15 protein-coding genes are annotated in these 18,705 nt (G+C 59.9%); 6 read left to right on the top strand and 9 right to left on the bottom strand.

Going from position 1 to position 18,705, the window contains the following annotated elements; genetic code table 11:
* Window positions 1-120: 120 nt before the first annotated feature.
* The 4 genes from RCI06_RS05690 to RCI06_RS05675 all read right to left on the bottom strand — a co-directional run bounded on the left by RCI06_RS05690 (window position 121) and on the right by RCI06_RS05675 (window position 2,421).
* The gene (locus tag RCI06_RS05690) at window positions 121-549 is read right to left on the bottom strand and encodes a hypothetical protein (RefSeq protein WP_277138606.1); all 429 of its coding nucleotides are present in this window, start codon (window positions 547-549) and stop codon (window positions 121-123) included.
* Window positions 546-1,103, bottom strand: coding sequence for an RNA polymerase sigma factor (locus RCI06_RS05685; RefSeq protein WP_306574901.1), 558 nt, complete (start codon window positions 1,101-1,103; stop codon window positions 546-548). The genes RCI06_RS05690 and RCI06_RS05685 overlap by 4 nt, the downstream gene beginning before the upstream one ends.
* Before the next feature lie 88 nt (window positions 1,104-1,191).
* The gene (locus tag RCI06_RS05680; RefSeq protein ID WP_101548662.1) at window positions 1,192-1,524 is read right to left on the bottom strand and encodes a helix-turn-helix domain-containing protein; all 333 of its coding nucleotides are present in this window, start codon (window positions 1,522-1,524) and stop codon (window positions 1,192-1,194) included.
* A 288-nt stretch (window positions 1,525-1,812) separates the two neighbouring features.
* A complete protein-coding gene (locus tag RCI06_RS05675) occupies window positions 1,813-2,421 on the bottom strand; it encodes a sigma-70 family RNA polymerase sigma factor (protein ID WP_101548664.1) in 609 nt (202 codons plus the stop codon).
* Between the two features lie 454 nt (window positions 2,422-2,875).
* Here RCI06_RS05675 and RCI06_RS05670 point away from each other — a divergent pair, with 454 nt between their 5' ends.
* Window positions 2,876-3,838, top strand: a complete 963-nt coding sequence (locus tag RCI06_RS05670; protein ID WP_146021666.1) for a hypothetical protein — start codon at window positions 2,876-2,878, stop codon at window positions 3,836-3,838.
* Window positions 3,839-3,883: 45 nt separating this feature from the next.
* On the opposite strand, the gene RCI06_RS05665 is transcribed toward RCI06_RS05670, so the two are convergent.
* The 3 genes from RCI06_RS05665 to RCI06_RS05655 all read right to left on the bottom strand — a co-directional run bounded on the left by RCI06_RS05665 (window position 3,884) and on the right by RCI06_RS05655 (window position 10,969).
* The gene (locus tag RCI06_RS05665; RefSeq protein WP_306574895.1) at window positions 3,884-9,232 is read right to left on the bottom strand and encodes an RHS repeat-associated core domain-containing protein; all 5,349 of its coding nucleotides are present in this window, start codon (window positions 9,230-9,232) and stop codon (window positions 3,884-3,886) included.
* A 54-nt stretch (window positions 9,233-9,286) separates the two neighbouring features.
* Window positions 9,287-10,612 (bottom strand): RICIN domain-containing protein, encoded by a 1,326-nt coding sequence (locus tag RCI06_RS05660; RefSeq protein WP_306574892.1) that lies wholly within the window; start codon window positions 10,610-10,612, stop codon window positions 9,287-9,289.
* Window positions 10,613-10,732: 120 nt separating this feature from the next.
* Window positions 10,733-10,969: a BhlA/UviB family holin-like peptide gene (locus RCI06_RS05655; protein WP_101548672.1), complete on the bottom strand. Its 237-nt coding sequence runs from the start codon at window positions 10,967-10,969 to the stop codon at window positions 10,733-10,735.
* A 530-nt stretch (window positions 10,970-11,499) separates the two neighbouring features.
* On the opposite strand from RCI06_RS05655, the gene RCI06_RS05650 reads away from it, so the two are divergent.
* Window positions 11,500-11,673, top strand: coding sequence for a DUF4491 family protein (locus RCI06_RS05650; RefSeq protein ID WP_306574900.1), 174 nt, complete (start codon window positions 11,500-11,502; stop codon window positions 11,671-11,673).
* Between the two features lie 67 nt (window positions 11,674-11,740).
* On the opposite strand, the gene RCI06_RS05645 is transcribed toward RCI06_RS05650, so the two are convergent.
* Together RCI06_RS05645 and RCI06_RS05640 are read right to left on the bottom strand one after the other, a co-directional pair.
* Window positions 11,741-12,616 (bottom strand): Sir2 silent information regulator family NAD-dependent deacetylase, encoded by an 876-nt coding sequence (locus tag RCI06_RS05645; RefSeq protein ID WP_306574891.1) that lies wholly within the window; start codon window positions 12,614-12,616, stop codon window positions 11,741-11,743.
* Window positions 12,540-13,352, bottom strand: coding sequence for a protein-ADP-ribose hydrolase (locus RCI06_RS05640; protein ID WP_306574889.1), 813 nt, complete (start codon window positions 13,350-13,352; stop codon window positions 12,540-12,542). The genes RCI06_RS05645 and RCI06_RS05640 overlap by 77 nt, the downstream gene beginning before the upstream one ends.
* 299 nt (window positions 13,353-13,651) lie before the next feature.
* Between RCI06_RS05640 and RCI06_RS05635 the strand changes: the two genes are divergently transcribed.
* The 4 genes from RCI06_RS05635 (at window position 13,652) to RCI06_RS05620 (ending at window position 18,348) form a co-directional block, all read left to right on the top strand.
* On the top strand, window positions 13,652-14,206 hold the full coding sequence (locus RCI06_RS05635; protein WP_306574888.1) for a cupin domain-containing protein: 555 nt from the start codon (window positions 13,652-13,654) through the stop codon (window positions 14,204-14,206).
* A 216-nt stretch (window positions 14,207-14,422) separates the two neighbouring features.
* Window positions 14,423-15,598 (top strand): M20 family metallopeptidase, encoded by a 1,176-nt coding sequence (locus RCI06_RS05630; protein WP_306574887.1) that lies wholly within the window; start codon window positions 14,423-14,425, stop codon window positions 15,596-15,598.
* A gap of 22 nt (window positions 15,599-15,620) precedes the next feature.
* Window positions 15,621-16,973 (top strand): GntP family permease, encoded by a 1,353-nt coding sequence (locus RCI06_RS05625; RefSeq protein WP_306574885.1) that lies wholly within the window; start codon window positions 15,621-15,623, stop codon window positions 16,971-16,973.
* A gap of 19 nt (window positions 16,974-16,992) precedes the next feature.
* The gene (locus RCI06_RS05620) at window positions 16,993-18,348 is read left to right on the top strand and encodes a D-serine ammonia-lyase (RefSeq protein ID WP_306574883.1); all 1,356 of its coding nucleotides are present in this window, start codon (window positions 16,993-16,995) and stop codon (window positions 18,346-18,348) included.
* Window positions 18,349-18,705 lie beyond the last annotated feature (357 nt).

Here is an 18,705-nt window from a genome sequence, read left to right as displayed (position 1 = left end):
CAGCTGGATAGAGTGACTGGCTACGAACCAGTAGGTCGGGGGTTCGAGTCCCTTCTGGCGCACCAAAAACGGACACGCTCATGCGTGTCCGTTTTTTTGTCCTTGGGCCTTGCGGAGGATTCATTCGACGAAAGGCTGGTTATCGGACTCCGGTTTTTCTCCAATGGTGTACCCGCCGGCGTCCACGATGAATTTTGAGTATTTATCATATTTTTCAAAAAAGTAGTTGGACACGGGAACGCGGAAGGCGGACACCGTAACGAACAGCCCGACCAGCAGGATGCTGAGGGCGGCGGCCGCGAGCATCGCGCCCTTGATCCCACGCCGGACGGCTTTCCCGCGGGCCTCTTCGCGCCGCTCTTTCTCCAGTTTCCGTTCGATCTCCCGCCAGATACGGTTTTTTATCTCTTCGTCCGGGGCCGGCTCCGCGGCTGCGCGGGCATGGTCGGCCTCCCATTCGAGTTCCGCCGCGATCAGTCCGGCACATTTCAGCAGGTGCTCCAGTTTTTGTTCTTCATATTCCCGTTCGAAACTTTCAATGTCCATCACGTCACTTCTTCCCTGGGAATAAGCCGCTTCAATTCCTCTTTTGCCCGCCTATGGATGACGCTCGCATATTCCGGCGTGACGTCAAGCAGCCTGCTGACGTCCTTGATTTTCAACCCGTAATAATAGTGCAGGATGATGAAACTGCGGTAAAGCGGTTTCAGGTTTTGAACGTAGGCGCGGAGAAGCAGATAGGCCTCGTTCCGGACGACCTCCCCTTCGACGGCTGCGGTCACGTCGGGCAGAGCCCCATATTTCTCTTCAAATTCGTCCATGCCCCGGCAGGGCTTGGCCGCGCGTTCGTTGATCAGGTTGAAAATCCGACGGGTGAGGCATTTCTTCAAATAACAGTACGGCGAATGCAGCTCCCGGAGGGTCTTTATGTGTCCGGTCATCTCCAGAAACAGCGCTTGCACCTGATCGAGGGAATCCTCCCGGCATTGCAGGATGGAATCGGCATAGGAAACGAGTGCCCGATAGGTTTCATTATATAGTTTCTCCAGGTATTTCCGGTCCTCATCGTTCCCGATGCGGACGGCGAGCATAATCGGCAGCATGATATACACGGTAATCGCCTCCTCCGCGCGTACATCAGTTGCAGGTTTTCACAGTGTGCCGCATTGCCGCGGGCAGCGCTCCCGCCATTTATTTGCCATCGTTCTCAAGCCGATGCTCCTCCAGGAAGCGAAAGATGTCGGCTCGGCTGAACTGATACGCCCTGGGGCTGAACTGATCCGCCTCCTCGGGATTCAGCGTGCAGCCGAAAAAATAGGAGGCGGGAACGTCCAGGGCGCACGCGATTTCTTCGTAACAATAGAGCATGACGTGCTCTCCTTTTTCCAGACGCTTCAGCGTCTGCGTGGAGATGCCGGACAAGTTTGCGAGATCTTCGCGCGAAAGACCTCTTTCACGCCGCACCTTCGAAACGCGCAGTCCAGCTTCCTTGCTGAACGGAGTCGGTACCCTTTTCCTGTGCATATTAGCTCCCTCCCCTCCGGCTCCGATTATATTTTACCCATATTGTGAGAAATCAAAAAGAACGTATAGATTTAAAAGGGTGAAATAAGGACGGATTCCTAACAAATAGTTGTCCCAATTGATGCTGTTCGGAAAAATAACAAAGAAGGGGGAGCGCGGCCGGCGCCCCCGCCTCCTTTGTTCCGTATGCAGGATCCCTGCCGCCGTGATCGGCGCGGGGCCGGACTCCCCTGCCGGGGCGTTCCCGTCCATTCGCCGCGCCTGCGCTGTGGAAGGCCGACACGGCGTTCAAGTGTTTTTCAGCGCTTTGTCCTGCTCGATTATATAGGCCTTCAGCTTTTCCAGCGCCCGCCTTTTCGATTTTGAGACCGCGGACTCCGAGACGTTTAATATCCGGGCGATCCTTCGCGTTCCATACCCCCATATAAAGTGGCAGCGGATGATGTCCGCCTCGCGTTTCGTCAGCACCCCCAGGAGGTCCTCCAAAACGATGTTTGCATCGAACGCAGGCTCATAGGACATTTTAGATTCCAGCCAGCCCGGGGGGCCGCCGTTCTCATCGTCCGCGCCGGTGTAATTGGAGATCGGGATACAGAGGCGGCTTTTGTCGGCGGCCTTCGACAGGTGGATATAGGCGTTGTACATGCTTTTTATGATGTAGCCCGCGAGACGGTTGTCCTGATGCAGGGTATCCCTGTTTAGATCGACAGACCGGATGATTTGGATGAAATGCAGCGTCAGGCTGGCCTCCGCATCCTCGGCCGAAACAAGATGCAGCCGCCGTATGTAGGTTTTCATGAGAGGGCGGAACTGCGAAAGCAGACAGAGCATCGCATCTTGACCCGCACAATCCGTACGCTGGGCCTCCCGCACTTTTTTCACCAGAAGATCAGACATAGAGCTTCCCCCCTGGGTGATACCAAGGAAGCTACATGCTGAAACTTAACCCCCGATGTCGATTTTTTTCGAATGAGGAAGGGAAGAAGGGCCGCCGCGATTTTATGGCATGTTTTTTTACTTCCCTGATACGTTTGGGGGTTCCCTTCCCAGAAGTTCCATCTATTTACTAAGAAGGGAGAAAATAGAAAAACCTAACAGTAAATTTCATTTTTAGGCAAAAAAATTAGCGCCCCATAGGAGCGCGGGACATTGGCTGTATTCATGACTTGAAAACCGGTCCTGTTAAGGAGGCTCCCCTTTGTTTGATACAATAATTTCCATGTTGCGCTTGCAATAAAGGACTCGCAGAATTAAAATAAAAAATAGATCGAGAGATACGCTCACTGGAGTGCGGATATTTAAAGTAAACATTAAGTTGTTAGATGAAGAGAAAATAATGGAGGGCAGGAATGTGAAAATCATGACAATTCTGGGGTTGGTGGGCCTGTTGGCTTTGGTCACCCCTGGCTGCTCTGGGCAGGAAAACATAAATCATGAGAATATTTCTGTGAATGGCCCTACATCGGCAGGAGAATCCGTGTCTCTCTCTTATTTGGAATTTCTGAAGGAGAAAGTATTGGCAAATGAGGTCCCGCTGCCCGACGGTTTTAAACCAGATGAGGGCGATGTGGAACTCAGACTTGTTGCAGAGTTCCCTCCGAGCACTTTGCGATATACGCTCCTTTCAGTAGACGGAGATGTAACCCAATGGGTGCTTCTGGTTGACAAAGAAGGGGAGATAAATTCTTTTCTGATCGGGGATAATTTGTTAAATGCACCGACGGTACGATTTGGGGATATCGATGCGGATAATGGGGATGAGATCATTTTGCAATGTGAATTGGATGGTGCTGGTACCACAGGCCCCTATTTTAGAAGTCTTGTTCTTAAATATAATTGTGAAGAATCAAAAGTCATTTATGATTCCGATGAAGAAACTCAGTGGATAGATTTGGGATTCCGGTTTGCATTCCTGAATCAATACCAAGGACTTGCAAAAAATGTGAGAACAGGTAAGGAAGTGGCAATTGATACGTCGGATTACCTGATATATGACGATAGCGGACAAATTGAGGATCCTTTATCGATCATAGAAGATAAAAAGTTCTTTGAAAATGCTATTAACACTGTGAAAAGCAGGAATAACTTTTTGATATTCAAACCGCAGGACATTGATCGCGATGGGAAGGATGAGATACTGGTAAGAGAGGATTTTTTTATCGATTATCAGTTTGCGCGCCGGATCGGCGCCTGTTACGCAGTGTTGGAATATGGCCCGACAGGCTTCACAATAAAAGATTGCAATTTCATAGGCACATATGATTTGAATCGAACGGCTTCGGATGAAAATTGGTTGTGGATCAATGAAAGCTAAAACAAATAAACGTGCGCTGCATGTCATGCAGCGCACGTTTATTTGTTATCTTACGAGAAAGTAATGATTACCGATGCGCTCGTGACGGGCTGTCCCATATCCAAGACCAACAAACTGGATTACTTCATCAGGATTATCAGATAAACCAACAAAAGGATTATCTTTTAACTGGCCATTCAAAAGATCCTGTGCAATATGTGTTGAGATAATCCAGCTTTCCCAAGTAGAAGTCCCTGCGCCGATAAAGTCGGGGTGCCATTTAGAGTATGTTTGATTACCTGCAGAATTTATCCATTCAATTGGTTTGAAGAATGCTTCTGGCTGCGAAGATATATACTTCCCGTAATCATCCTTAATGATACTTCTTAAATCACCACCATTTTTCAAACGGTTTTTAATTGTCCAAGCTATTGCATATTTTCCCTCGGTAGTAGCATCTTCGTGGAACAGAATTCTTGCGACAAGAGCTTCGTCATATTTTATAGAATCGTAGTCTCCAACATCATAGGATTCACCAAAGAGATCAGATAGGTCGGATTCCAATTGCCACGGATCTTTTTTGTCACTATGAGATTTGAGCCAAACCTGCAACGGTTTTGATGCAGTGCCGTTAGGGTCAAGGTATAATACGGGGTTATTTCGACAATACGAATAGAGATTGAGGCTGAGCGGATCGACCGCCTTCCTGTCCCCCGGGAGCGAAACTGTCGCGCTGCGCAGGGCGTCCTCGGTGGTGAATCTTCCGATCCGCGGGTCGTAGTTCCGCGCGCGCAAATAGTAGGTGCCGATCTCGCGGTCGAAGTACTCCCCGCAGTAGCGGAAGGGGTTCGTGTCCAGCGGCTCCGGGTCGATCTCGTTGCCGAAGGCGTCGTACCGGTAGGTCTTGAGCACGTTCCCGTTCGCGTCCAGCCGGTGCAGAACGTCGCCGTGCGCGTCGAAGAGATAGTACTGCAGCGCGCCGTCCATCTCTCGCGCGATCAGCCCGGTCCCGTGGATGTACCGCGTGTTCAGGGCGCCCGTCGCGCCGACCTCGGCCACGATGTTCTGCCCATCCCACAGGTGGATGTGCGTCGCCGCGGCACTCCCGCTTCCGGTCGTTTTGCGGTACCGCAGGCCGTCCGGACGGTAGGCGAAGCTGGCGGAACCGGATGGACCGGTAATTCCTTCCAGTTGCCCAAACCCATTATACGTCCGCGTTTCGGCGCCGTCAACCGTCGTTTTTGTGAGCTGGCTGCCGTTTCCGTCGTAGGTGTAGGTCGTGGCCGTAACGCCCGTCGTGTGGCCCGGGGAGTCGATGAAGTCCTCGCGGTCCTCGCGGATCAAACGGTTGTTGAGATCGTAGGTGTAGGCGATCTCGTACCAGTCGTCGTAATCCACGTTGTAGGCGAAGAGCGATTCGCGGTTGCCGAAGCGGTCGTAGGCGAAGTCGAGCTCGTAGCCGGTGTCGTCGCGGTAGTCCTCCTCCATGTACAGCCGGCCCATGGAGTCGTAGCTGTAGACGTAGAGGGTGCTGTCGTCGTCGACCCGGTTCACGCTGCCGTCCATGTAGTAGCTGTAGGTACGGTAGGACGGGCTGGTGTTTCCCACGTAGTTGTCGACCATCGTCACGAGGTTGGCGTAGTTGTAGGTGTAGCCCACGTAGATGCCGCTCTGCGGATACATCATCATCGTGCGGTTGCCGTTGGCGTCGTAGGAGTATTTGACCACCGTCGAGTTGTTGCTGCCCATCTCCACGAGGCGGTTCAGCCGGTCGTAGATGTAGGTGAGGCTCATCTCCTGGACGCCGCCGCGCAGCAGGAAGAACTTCACGCGGTTGCCGTTCTCGTCGTAGACGTAGGCCTTCACTGTGCCGTCCGACTCGGTCTGCTTCACCATCCGGCCCATCGCGTCGTACTCGAAGGAGACGGTCAGCGTGCCGTTGGCGTCCTGCTTCTTCTGCCCGGTGCGGGTGTAGGCGTGGGTGACGCTCGACGCCGCGCCGTCCGCCGTGACCGTCTCGCTCAGCACGCGGCCCGCGCCGTCGTAGGTGTAAGCGGTGGTATTGCCGTTGCGGTCGGTCTTGGAGGTGAGCAGGCCGGTGGCGTCGTAGACGTTCGTCTCGGTCTGCCCCATCGGGTCGGTCGTCGTCAGCAGCTTGCCGAAGCGGTCGTAGGTGTAGGAGGTGACCGCCGCGCCGTCGGTGCTGTCCCCGAGCATACCGGTATACTGGGCGGTCTTGTTGCCTGCCCCGTCGTAGACGAAGCGGGTGCGGATCTCCCGGTCGGCCCGGTCGTCGTACTGGATGGTGTCGACGACACGGCCCCTGCCGTCGTAGGTGTAGCGGGTGGTGCGCCACTCGTCGTCGTAGCCCATCTCGTAATCCTCCTCGCAGCAGAGCTGGTCCTGCCGGGTGAGGTTGCCCGCCGCGTCATAGTAGTAGCGGGTGAAGGTGTGGAAGGACTTATAGAAGGGGGCCTCCTGCTGGATGAGGCGGCCCGCCGCGTCATAGGTGAAGAGGGTGTCGTGGCCGGCGCGGTCGCGGGATTTCACCTTGCGCCCGAGCGCGTCGTAGGTGGTGTAGACGCTGCGGCCCACCGCGTTGATCTCTCGGGTCTGCCGCCCGGCGTAGTCGTATTCCCACATCGTGCTGTAGCCGCGGGGATCGACCGTCTTGACGCGGTTGCCGGCCCGGTCGTAGGTGTGCTGGGTGACGAGGTCGCCCACCTGCTCGACGGCCGCCTTGCCCATCGGGTCGGTCTGGGTGAACCTGGTGATCTGCGGCGCGCCCTCCTCGCCCGCGGTGACCACCTGTTCGAGCCGGGTCGCGCCCGGGTAGGCGGGGTTGTAGGTGTGGGTCTCGAGCATGTCGACCCCCTCGCCCGCGGCCTGCTTGGTCAGGACCTGGTCGAACAGGTCGTAGGTATAGGAGATCGTGGCGCGCGGCGCGCCCGCGGCGTCATAGTTGATCTGCCGGGAAAGCCGCTGGAGGCTGTCGTAACGGTACTCGACGAGCAGCGTCTCGGGGGAGAGGGCGTAGTCCTTCGCGATCTTGCCGAGCGGGGTGTACTCCTGCCGCCGGGAGAAGCCGTTTTCGTCGGTCGTGACGATTGTGTTGGCGGCGTCGTTGTAGACGGTCGTGCGGAAGGCCGCGTCCGGATGGGTCACCTTGGTGACGCGTCCGACGCCGTCGTATTCGGTCGCGGTGGTGTTGCTGTTGGGGTCGGTCGTGCTGACGGCGCGGCCGAACCAGTCGTAGGCGGTTTCGGTGCGCAGGACGCCCGCGCCGTTCGGCGAGGGGACGAGGACGCCGTCGATATCCCTGACGCCGGAGAGCTGCTGGGAGACCGGCTGGTCGGTGTAGCTCCCGTAGGCGTAGGCCATCTCGACGAAATCCGCCGCCGTTTCCAGATCGTCCCCGTGGTAGCGCTTCTCGGAGGTCACGCGGAAGTTCGCGTCATAGGCGTAGTGGATCTTCTCCCGGAGGGTCTCCGCGCCGTCCTGCTTTTCATAGACCTTCCGCCATTCGGGCACCTTGCCCTTGCCGTCCGCTTCACTGCGCAGGGTGTCGCGCTGGACGACATACCGGCCCGCGGCGATCAGCGTGGACTGCTCCACCGGAATGCTGAAATTGCCGTCGTAGACGAAGGCCTGCTCCTGGTCGCAGCCGGGACGAGCCGGATAGCGCTCGATCTTCTTGAGGACGTCGCCCCGCTTGTCGGCCGAATAGGTGTATTCGGTGATCCGCTGCCAGATGTTGAGCTTGTCCTCAAGCCCGGCGTAGTCGTAGTTGAGATAGGAGTCGAGCTGGGTCTTGAGCAGGCGGTCCTGGTAGCCGTACTCGTGCCGCTCCACCTCCTTTTCCGCGCCGTCCACGCGGTGGAACAGCCGCTCCGAACGCTTGAAGCCGTCGTCCCGGAACTCGGTGGTCTCCCACACGTCGTAGCCGCCCGAGGCGTTCTTGTGGGTGTGGATGGTCGCGGTGGCCGTGTAATAGCTGCCCCAGTCCTGGACGCCGTAGAGGAGCTCGCCGTCGTCATCCTTCTGCTTGTTGCGCGCCTCCTCCGCGGTGTAGCTAAAGGTGCGTTCGTCGACCGCCGTATCGGACGCTCCGGGCAGGTCACGGCGGGAGGCGAGCAGCGGAATCTGGTGCTCCCCCTCGAAGGGCGACTCGTAGCGGTCGGTGCGGGAGGTGTAGGCATATTCGGTGCGCGCGCCGGTGGGATGGTCGATGGCGGTCAGCAGCACCGAGGTGATATCCACCGGCAGATCGCCCGTCTCCTCCCGGCTCATGCGGGTAAAGTGGCTCTGGCGGCTGTAGGCGTAGGAGGTGGTGCGGCCCGCCCTGTCGGTGGCCGTCTTCAGCTCGCCGTTTTCCACCGTGTAGGTCATGAGGACCTCGCCGGTGTCCTGCCGCTTGACCGTGAGGGCGGTCCCCGAGAGCTCCAGGAGGATGACGCGGCCGAAGGTGTCGGTGATCTGGTTCATGCGGCCGGTGGAGTCGTACGCGAAGGAGATCTCGTTGCCGAACCGGTCGGTCATGCGGGCGAGGCGGTTATTCGCGTCGAAGTACGCCTTGCGGCCGTCCTTATAGGAGACGGTGTAGGCGTTGTTCGACTTGGAGACCGCATAGTCCTTGAGCGGGTAGTCCTCAAAGCCGTTATCCTTGTCGTTGATGGGCAGGGAGAGGCCGTTTTCAAGGTGCACAAAGGTCTTGTAGCGGGTCCGGTAGTCCTGGGTGAGCACCTTCTCGATGGAGGGCAGCATGAACCGCCAGCCGTAGCCGAGGCCGTAGAGCTTGTGAAAATGGTCGTTCGGACGCTTGGAGGTGCGCAGGAAGACGTTGGTTTTCCACGGATCGGGCCAGATGTAGCCGTCGTAGTACTCCTGGTCGTTATCGAAGGTGCCGTCGTGGTTTTTGACCTCCACGTCGCTGTACCGCTGCTTCACCTCGCTGTTCAGCGCCGATTTGGAGGTCCAGAAGAGGAAGCTGTCCTCCTTGCGCACGTACATGGTGGGATTGCGGTCCTGCCACTTGGCGCGGTAGACGACGGTGTTCCAGCGGTCGCCCTCCTCGTCGTCGTAATAGAGGTTGACGTCCTCGGTGTTCGACTTGGAGGAGTCGTACTGGCGGGAGAGGCGCAGGTCGAAGCCGCCCCTGCCCGGCAGCACGAGGTCGTCGTAGGTGAGCTGGACGGCGCCGCTGTTGAGGATGACGTCCTCGTTGCCGATCTCGACCGAGAAGGGCGCGTCGTTATAGTCCTTGGGGTCGCTCCAGGAGGGGGTGATGGTGTCGCCGGGCGGGTCGGGCTTGACGATCTCCTCGGCGGCGGAACGGGCCGCGCGTGCGGAAAGCCGCCGCAACTCCTCGGTCCGGTCATAGAGGACCCAGCCGTTTTCTTCCTTGATTCGTTTCATAGGGGACACTCCTTTTCATGTCATGTCAAGTGGACGTTTTTCCTTCCCACGGCCTCACGCGGGGCTGTTTGAGAACCTGTCGATGTTGGCGAGCATCCGGGCGTGGCAGGCGCTGCACCAGAAGCTCCTCTGCGCGCCGTTTTTGACGGCGTTGTAGATCGTCTGGGTGTTGCTGTTCGGGTCGGCGATGCAGCTGGAATCGTGGGCGGTGCTCTGCGCCCCGAAGATGTCGGAAATGCCGCGCAGCGTCAGGGCGACGAGCTGCTCAAAGGTGACGTTGAGCGGGAGATTCATGGCAATATACGGTTTCAGCGGCACGCTCGCGTAGTAAAACTGCTCGCCCAGACCGAAATTGGAGTGCCTGCCGGAGGCGTTGGTGCACTTGCGGTGGCCGTCCCAAAGAAGGTGGAAGCCGTTGTCGTAACGGCCGCGGGCCTGGTACCAGTAGAGCTGCTTGGGCCAGTTGTTGTGGTGCAGCGCGTCCTCCTCGCCGCTGTAGGTGTTGGTGCAGGGACCGCCGTGTTCGCAGAGGTAAAGCATGCCCGCGCAGTCGTCCGCAAGGGAGGGGATCATTTCGCTGACCGACGGGGCCGGCCGCAGGCCGTACTCCCCGTAGAGGATGGAAAAGGCCTCGTTCGCGATGTTGTTGAGCCGTTCCTGGATCGCCAGGCCGGAATAGCCGGAATGATACATGAAATACCCCTGATCGTATTCCATGTAGGGGGCGATGAAGGGCTCGAACGCCCACTCGTCGTTGAGGGCGGCGTTGTCGGTGTAGGCGTACTGCGCCACGTTCGCCCCCTCCGCCGAGGCGTTGGCGGGATCGACGCAGAGCGCGCGGGCGCCGCCGCTCGCCCGGGAATAAAGGACGTAGCAGCCGCGTGCGTTTTTGGAGAGGGTCCAAAGCTGGGCGGTCTCGGGCGTATCCTTCCCGAGGGAGAGACCGACGTTGGCGCCCTCGGCGGCGGCGCCGGAGAGGACGGCGAGGCGTCTGCCGGGGGAGTGGCGCGGGGCAAGCTGCCAGCCGCCGCTCTCCTGCGTGAGGTACCAGACCTGGTTCGGCGTCCCCGCGAAGGCGCGCTGGGTGCAGTTGGCGCCCGTTTCAGCGCCGTCCGCCGTGAGGTAGAGGCCGCTGCCGGCGTTGCGCAGGCAGTAGTTCACCTGCGTGCGCGCGTCGGGCGGGGCCGCGGCGGCGAGCGGAATCGCCGCGGAGGCCGGGCGAGCGGCGGGAGCCGGGCCGGCCAGGGGGCTGAGCGCGGCGCGCCCGCTTTTCGCGGAGGGCTCGAGCAGAATTTGCGCGTCGGGAATCTCGCCGAGGATCAGCCCCTGCGCGGAGGGGATGAACCCGGCCGTCTGACGGTGTTCGTGCGAGTTACACATAAAGCATTCTCCTTTTCCTTTATTTGCCAAGGGCCGTGAGGAGCCGTCCGTTTCCCGACAGGCTGTGATGAAACGCGGCTCCGGACCCTGAACAAGCTATTGATGGATTCCGCCGGCGGATCATTCGGGACTTTTTTCATCGACGGCGCAGAGATGGTCCTGAAGCAGCTGCTTGACGTCCGTGATATCCTTCGCGGTTTCCGTGAGGCTGAGGATCATCTGCTGATAGTTTTGCTCGCGTTGGTCCTGGCGCTCATCCCGTTTTTCCTGGCTCTTGAGGATATAAAAGATCAGCGCGACGCTGAGCAGCGCCCAAACGCCGTCCACGCTGAACATTTTTAGAAATTCCATGTCCATTGCATTCACCTCCCAACATGCAGTGGTTGCCCGCAGGGGGCGTGCGCGTCCTGCCGTCCGGGCCTTGGACCCGGCCTGTGGTTGATAAGAAGTAAAACCGCGTCCAAAAATTGGCCTGCAAATAAAAAAATACCGGATCACACCCTCGACCCCGCGCGATGCAGAAGCCGGTGGGATGGTTTCCGGTTTGTAACGTAGGACCGGGTACTGGCTTGCATCCTGACCGGCGTGCAGTTCACCCAAGGATGTGATTTTAATCCGTTCGCCGGCAAGTCCTCAAGCAGCAGGTTCCGGGAGCGCTTTTTCGGGAGAAACTGCCTCGGAATGGGAACTCAAGCCGGACTGTGACAGCCGAAGCAAATACAAAAAAGCGGACTGGGCATTTGCCCAGTCCGTTTTTTTGGCGGAGGTGTTTTGTCCGGAGTTTTCTTTGCAGGCGAAGTCGCGCGCCGCCGGTATTTTTTCGTGATACGCCGCAGATCGCATATTGACGGGCGCATCTTTTCGGATTGTTCCAGTAATGGTAATAAATTAACAGGGCATACCGCCTCTCACCGGAACATTTCACCGGCCTTGCGCCGTGCGCGGCTTCCGTCTTCGTCGCGCAGCCCGTTTTGTCGGTGGCGCTTGCGGTGGCGGACTTTTTCGCGCTGTGGAGCATCGGGAAACTCAAAGAGCAGGAGGAGCGGGTGCGCAAGGGCTGATCCCCGGAAAATCCCGGCCGCCGGAAGCTGTAGCGCCGAGGGACTTCGGGGATCCGCGGCGCGCCCTTTAGAGGCGCGCCATCTCCCGCAAAACCCCGCCGATATCCTGCTCGATGCAGATCGACCGCCCAGCGATCTCCCGCGGGGCGAACGCCTCCGTGAGGTTGACGCAGGCGTAGACGGCCCGCGGGTTTTCGTTCGTAAACTTCCAGAACGGGTATTTGATGATGGCCGGCGTATTCCCGCCCACGCCCAGCTCCAAAAAGAGCACCCGCCCGCCCCCGCAACGGCGCAGAAAGGCCTCGTACCGGGATTGGGCGGCGTACCAGCCCTCGTCCTGCACGAACGCGGCGTCGCAGCGCAGGTTCATCGTCATGGGACGTCCGCAGATGGGACAGCGGGGAATCAATTCCGTCGGGATCCGCAGGTCCTTCTGCTCCGCAAGCATCCGGCGCACGGCCGCCTCGTTGTCATAGGTCCTCTGACGGCAGGGCTTGGAGCATTGCCACAGGCCGTAGTCGCCCTGCGTGTAGAAGAGGCGCGCCTTGTCGAACCCCGCGTTTTGAAAACAGTGGTCCACATTCGTCGTGATGACGAAATACGTCTTGTCCCCCAGCAGTTCCAGCAGGAGCCGGTAGGGTTCGCCGACCGGCTGGTCGTAGCGGTTCCAATAGATGTGGCGGCTCCAGTAGGCCCAATACGCCTCCGGGGTGTCGTAGGGATAAAACCCCGCGGAATACATGTCCCGGAAATGGTACCTTTCGATGAAATCCCCGAAGTGCGCTTCAAAGCGCGGCCCGGAATAGGTGAGCCCCGCCGAGGCGGACAGGCCCGCGCCCGCGCCGACGACGACCGCCTCGGCCCGGTCAAGCGCCCGCTTCAGACGGCTGATCCGCTCCGAGCAGCCGCCGGTAGATGTGTGCGTCGAGATCCTTGAAAACATTGAAGATCACCTTTCTGACGGAGGTCGGCTCCCGCAGGAAACCGGCGACCGTTTTGACGGCGATTTCAGCGGCCTCCTCGTTCGGGAAATGGTATTCGCCGGTGGAGACGCAGCAGAACGCCACCGTTTGCAGGCCGTGCTCCGCCGCCAGCTCGAGGCAGGCGCGGTAGCAGGAGGACAGCTCCCGGCGGTCCCGTTCCGTCACGCGGCCCCGGACGACCGGCCCCACCGTGTGCAGGACGTATTTCGCCGGAAGATTGTACGCCCCCGTCAGCTTGGCACGGCCGGCGGGCTCGGGATGGCCCTGCGCCCGCATGATTCGGCTGCACTCGTCCCGCAGTTGGAGGCCCGCCGCCGAATGGATGGCGTTGTCGATGCAGCCGTGGCAGGGGCAGAAGCACCCCAGCAGGGCGTCGTTGCCCGCGTCCACAATGGCGTCGGCCCGCAGGCGGGTGATGTCCCCCTGCCAGAGCGCGAGCCTTGGGTCGCCCGCGGTGACGGGGAGGAGGCCGGCGTCCACCACGCCCCTCTCCGCGCGCTCGGCGCAGAGCAGCGCGTCCTGCATGGCGAGGAACTCCCGCTCCAGCGGCATGGGCGGGCGGAGATTCATCAGGCTGCGCAGCAGGCGGCGCTGGCCGGTCAGGTCGTCCGGGAACCCGGCGGCCCGGTCGCGGTATGCGGGCATTTCGTCAAGCAGGACGCCGTTGAGACGGCGGATCAGTTCGATGCGGTCCATAGCGCCTCCCGGGCCGCGCAAAAATCGGCCGCCCCGGACGGCGCCGGGGCGCTGTGGCGGAGCGCGGCTGTTGATCTTATTGTAGCCTCCTTCCACCGGACCGGCAAGTACGCACAATCCGGTGCCATAGTTTCCCGCGGGAACCGGATCTCCGCCGGGCCGGACCCGCGCGCGGCGGTGCATTGACAATTAACGGCCGATCTCCTATAATAAAGACAATTTACGACAACAGCTGCGGGGAACCCCCGGCCGGGCGCGAAGCCGGGACGGGCGGAGCCGGCGGGTTATGGGAGAGTAACGTGGAAGATCTGGATATCGGCAGTGTACTGCAAAACTGTAGAAGCGCAAGAAATATCAGCCTGCGGCAGCTGGCGGAAAAGACGGGCATGACCGCCTCGATGTTAAGCCAGATTGAACGGAACCTGGTGAACCCGTCGATCAACACGCTCAAGCTCATTTCCATGGCGCTGGACGTTCCGATGTACAAGTTTTTCCTCAGCGAGGAGGAGGACCGGGACCTGGTGGTCCGCCGGGACGCGCGGATCACGCTCGGCAGGCCGGAGACGGAGGACATCGTCTATGAGCTGCTGACCGCCAACGTCAGCGGGGACATCGAGTTCTGCATGATGCACGTACCGGGAAAGAACGATTCCCACAACGTCGAGACGATGCACCACGGCGAGGAGGTCGCCTATGTGGTCAAGGGGCGGATCACCGTCTACGTCAACGACGTCCCCTACGAGCTGGAGGAGGGCGACAGCGTCTTGATCCCGCCCGAGAGCCTCCACCGCTGGAAGAACGACGGGGACGAGGAGTGCGACGTCCTGTTCGCGATCACGCCGCCCAGCTTTTGACGGCGGCGGGCGGCGGAAACCGGCCGATATGGTCAGATTGTACAATTTTTTGGCTGTGAACAAATCTATTTGACGATTTTTAATTGAACAGGTTGACATTTTTAAAACGGGTGTTAAACTGTACTTAACAAACAGCGTTGTTGTTAAGTACTTTTTAATGCTCTTTTGTTATTTTCGCAGAAAATGACCGGGAAAAATGGAATGGAGGAACCTGCAGTGAAAAAAGACCTCTCCGCGGCATATGCGTACATCGACGAGATCCGGGAGGAGACCCTCGGGCTCTACCGGGAATTCGTCAACCGTGAAAGCTGGAGCAAGACGCCGGACAAGGTCCGCATATTTTCCGACTTCCTGAAGGCGGAGATGGAGAAGGCCGGATTCGAATGCCGGTACGTGCCGGTGGGCGTCAACGCCGACACGCTGGTCGGCGTCCTGGGCAAGGACCGCCCGGGCAAGCCGATCCTCTTCTGCGGGCACATGGACACCGTCTTCCCGACGGGCATGCACCCGGAAAACCCCTTCAAGATCGTCGACGGCAAGGCCTACGGCCCCGGCGTCCTCGACATGAAGGGCGGCATCCTGATCGCGCTGACCACCGTGAAGGCGCTCAACAGGATCGGGTACGACGAGCGTCCGATCAAGTTCTGCTTCTCGGGGGACGAGGAGATCAACCACACCGGCTCCCAGGGCGCCGAGGTGATGGAGGCGGAGGCGAAGGGCTGCCTGTGCGCCTTCAATATGGAGACGGGCATGATTGACAACTACCTCTGCACCGGCCGCAAGGGCTGCCTGCGCTACACGGTCGAGGTGGACGGCGTGGAGACCCACTCGGGCAACGACTTCCAGGGCGGCAGGAGCGCGATCGCCGAGATGGCCTACAAGATCATCGACTTCCACAACATGACCGACCTTTCAATCGGCAACACCTGCAACATCGGGACGATCTCGGGCGGCACGGTGCCCAACGCGGTCCCCGCCCACTGCGAGGTAGTGCTCGACATGCGCTACACCACCCTGAGCGGCAAGGAAAAGCTGCTCGCCCGGCTCGACGAAATCTGCAAAAAGACCTACATCGACGGCACCTCCACCAAATACGCCTTCCTGAACAAGCTGGACGTCTTTGAGACGACCGGCGAGGGCATGCGGTTCTTCGAGTACGTCAGGGGGATCGCGAAGGAATACGGCCTCCCGGAGGTCAACGGCCGCCCGCTCGGCGGCGGGTCCGACGCCGCGTCCACGACGATGGCGGGCGTCCCGACGATCTGCTCCTGCGGCGTGCGCGGGCAGTGGAACCACACCATGAAGGAGTACGCGGTGGTCGACTCGATCTTCGACAGGAGCAAGATGTACGTCGCCGCCGTGGCCAATTCGGATCAATTCGCACAGAAATGATATCTAGGAGGGAGAGAACGGCATGAATACTCTGATTGTTTTCCTGATTTCCATGGTTTTTCTGCTGGTGGTACTGATCCGCTTCAAATGGAGCGCGTCGGTGGGACTCGTCTCTGCGACGATCATGATGGGGCTGCTTTCCGGCATGAAGATCGCCGACCTGACCGGCGCCATCAGCGGCGGCTTCGGCAGCACGATGACCAGCACCGGACTCGTCATCATCTTCGGATGCATCTTCGGCGAGATGCTCGGCTCGTCCGGCGCGCTGGAGGAGATCGCGAAATTCCTCCTGCGCAAGGTCGGTTCCAAGCACGACTACCTCGCAATCAACCTGCTGGGCTACGTGGTCTCGATCCCCGTCTATTTCGGGTCGGCCTACGTCATGCTCTCGCCCCTGCTCAATTCGCTGCAGAAGCTCACCAATAAGAAGATGACCGGCTATGTGAACGCGCTCTTCGTGGGCCTGCTGCTCACCCACTGCATCGTCGCGCCGACGCCCGGCCCGGTCGCGGTCGCGGCGGAGGTCGGCGCGAACCTCGGCTGGTTCATCTTCTACGGCCTGATCGTCTCGATCATCGCGAGCCTGCTCTGCGGCTGGCAGTTCTCCAACGGCATCAACGCCAAAGGCCGCAAGGAGGCCCAGGAGTTCCTCGACGCCAACAGCGACCTGATCAAGGCCGACGAAACCAAGCCGTCGGCGGGCATCGGCTTCGCGCTGATCCTTTTCCCGATCATCCTCATCGTGCTGGGCGCCGTCGTACCGATGTTCGTTGCGGAGGGGAGCATCCTCTACACCGTCTTCCAGTTCATCGGCGATAAAAACGTCGCCCTCTTCATGGCGATGCTGCTTGCCGCCGTGACCCTGCGCAAATACCTGGTCGCGGGCCCGGCCAAGAAGGGCATCATGCGGTATATCGACACGAGCGCCAACAAGGTCGGCAGCATCCTCATGGTCATCGGATGCGGCGGCTGCTTTGCCGAGGTCATCACCCAGACGGGCATCGGCGACGCGCTGGCGAACATGTTCTCCCACTTCAACATGCCCGTGCTGCTGCTCGGCTTCCTGCTCGCCATGATCATCCGCGCGGCGGTCGGCTCCGCCACGGTCGCCATGATGACGGCGGTCTCCATCGTCGGCCCGGCGATCGCGCTGCAGGGGCTGTCGCCCGTGCTCGTGGGCCTCGCGGTCTGCGCCGGCACCGTCGGCCTCACCCTGCCCACCGACGGCGCCTTCTGGCACCCCTCCCAGCTCAACGGCATCTCCATCAACGAGACGATGGTCGTGACGGTCAGCACCACGCTGGCCAGCGTGGTCGCCTTTGCGATCATCCTGCTCATCAACTGCTTCAGCGGCTTCCTGCCGGGATTATTCTAGTACGTTTTAGGAGTCGAATATGAATAACACGATATTGTCGATGGAGGAAAGCGAATGGAGCGCGAAATACCCGCTCCTCCGCTCCCTCCGGGATTTACGGGAATGCTTCTGGATCAACGATCAAAAACGCCCCGCCGCGCAAGCGGCGGGGAACTGTCCGTTCACCATCCGGGACATCGAGGACGCCAGCGCCCGGCTGGACCGGTTCGCCCCCTATCTCGCCGCGGCCTTCCCCGAGACGGCCGTTTCGGGCGGGATTCTGGAGTCCCCGCTGCGGGAGATCCCCCGCATGAAAAAGGCCCTAGAGGAGCAGAGCGGCGTCCCGATCGACGGGAGGCTGCTGCTCAAATGCGACAGCGAGCTTCCGATTTCCGGCTCCATCAAGGCGCGGGGCGGCATCTACGAGGTCCTCAAGCACGCGGAGGAGCTCGCGGTCGAAGAGGGGCTGCTCTCCTGGACGGACGATTACGCGCGCCTCGCGGAGCCGCGCTTCCGGGAGTTCTTTTCGCGGTATAAGATCGCGGTGGGCTCGACGGGGAACCTCGGGCTTTCGATCGGCATCATGAGCGCGAAGCTCGGCTTCCACGTCACCGTCCACATGTCGGCGGACGCGCGCCAGTGGAAGAAGGATATGCTGCGCGGCCTCGGCGTGCACGTCGTCGAATATGAGAACGACTACAGCCTCGCGGTCACCGAGGGGCGCAGGCAGGCGCAGTCCGACCCCTCCTGCCACTTCATCGACGACGAAAACTCGAAGGACCTCTTCCTCGGCTACGCGGTGGCCGCCCTCCGGCTCAAAAAGCAGCTGGAGGAGATGCGGGTCGCCGTCGACCGCGAGCACCCGCTCTTCGTCTACCTGCCCTGCGGGGTCGGCGGGGGTCCGGGCGGCGTCGCCTTCGGCATCAAGACCCTCTTCGGGGACGCGGCCCACTGCTTCTTTGCGGAACCGACCCATTCCCCCTGCATGCTGCTGGGGCTCTATACCGGACGCTACGACGGGGTCTGCGTGCAGGACATCGGCATCGACAACCGGACCGCGGCCGACGGGCTGGCGGTCGGCAGGTGCTCCCATCTGGTCGGGCGGCTGATGCACCCGTTCATCAGCGGCGCGATGACGGTCAGCGACCGGCATATGTACCGTCTGCTCGCGCGGATGGCGGACACCGAGGGCATCCGCCTCGAGCCGAGCGCGCTGGCCGGCATCCCGGGCGTCCTCAACCTCCTCGGGACCGGGGAGGGGCGCGGCTACCTGGTCCGGGAGAAGCTCGCCGGCTTCCAGGGCCAGTTCACGCACATCGCGTGGGCGACGGGCGGCAGCATGGTGCCCGCGGACGTGATGGAGGAGTACTACCGGAAGGGCACGGAGGGGGAATAGCCGTCCGGGGCCACAGACGGAATCAGGAGAAAAAGGACCCGGCGCCTGTGTAGACAGGCGCCGGGTCCTTTTTGTCCGGGGCGGCGCCCGCGTCATCCGCGGGCGCCGTTTTTTACCCGCCGCGGGGAAGGCCGGATACGCGAATACGCACCACCGGGAGAAAAAACTGTGTCACTTTCTACAAAGAAACGCGGACGGTTTTGTTGAGCTGGAACGAATCGGGGGAAATATTCATTTTTGGTATTGACTTTGTTGATAAAAAGTATAATAATCAAGTAAAAGATTACAGAATTTGAAATAGAAAAGTTAAATATTTTCTCAAGAAAATCTGCTTTAGATCCCCATTTTTTGCGCTTT

This window comes from Anaerotruncus massiliensis (ex Togo et al. 2026) (assembly GCF_030825285.1).
GTDB classification, from domain to species: Bacteria; Bacillota; Clostridia; order Oscillospirales; family Ruminococcaceae; genus Anaerotruncus; species Anaerotruncus massiliensis.
This window is presented reverse-complemented; position numbering and strand designations above follow the sequence as displayed.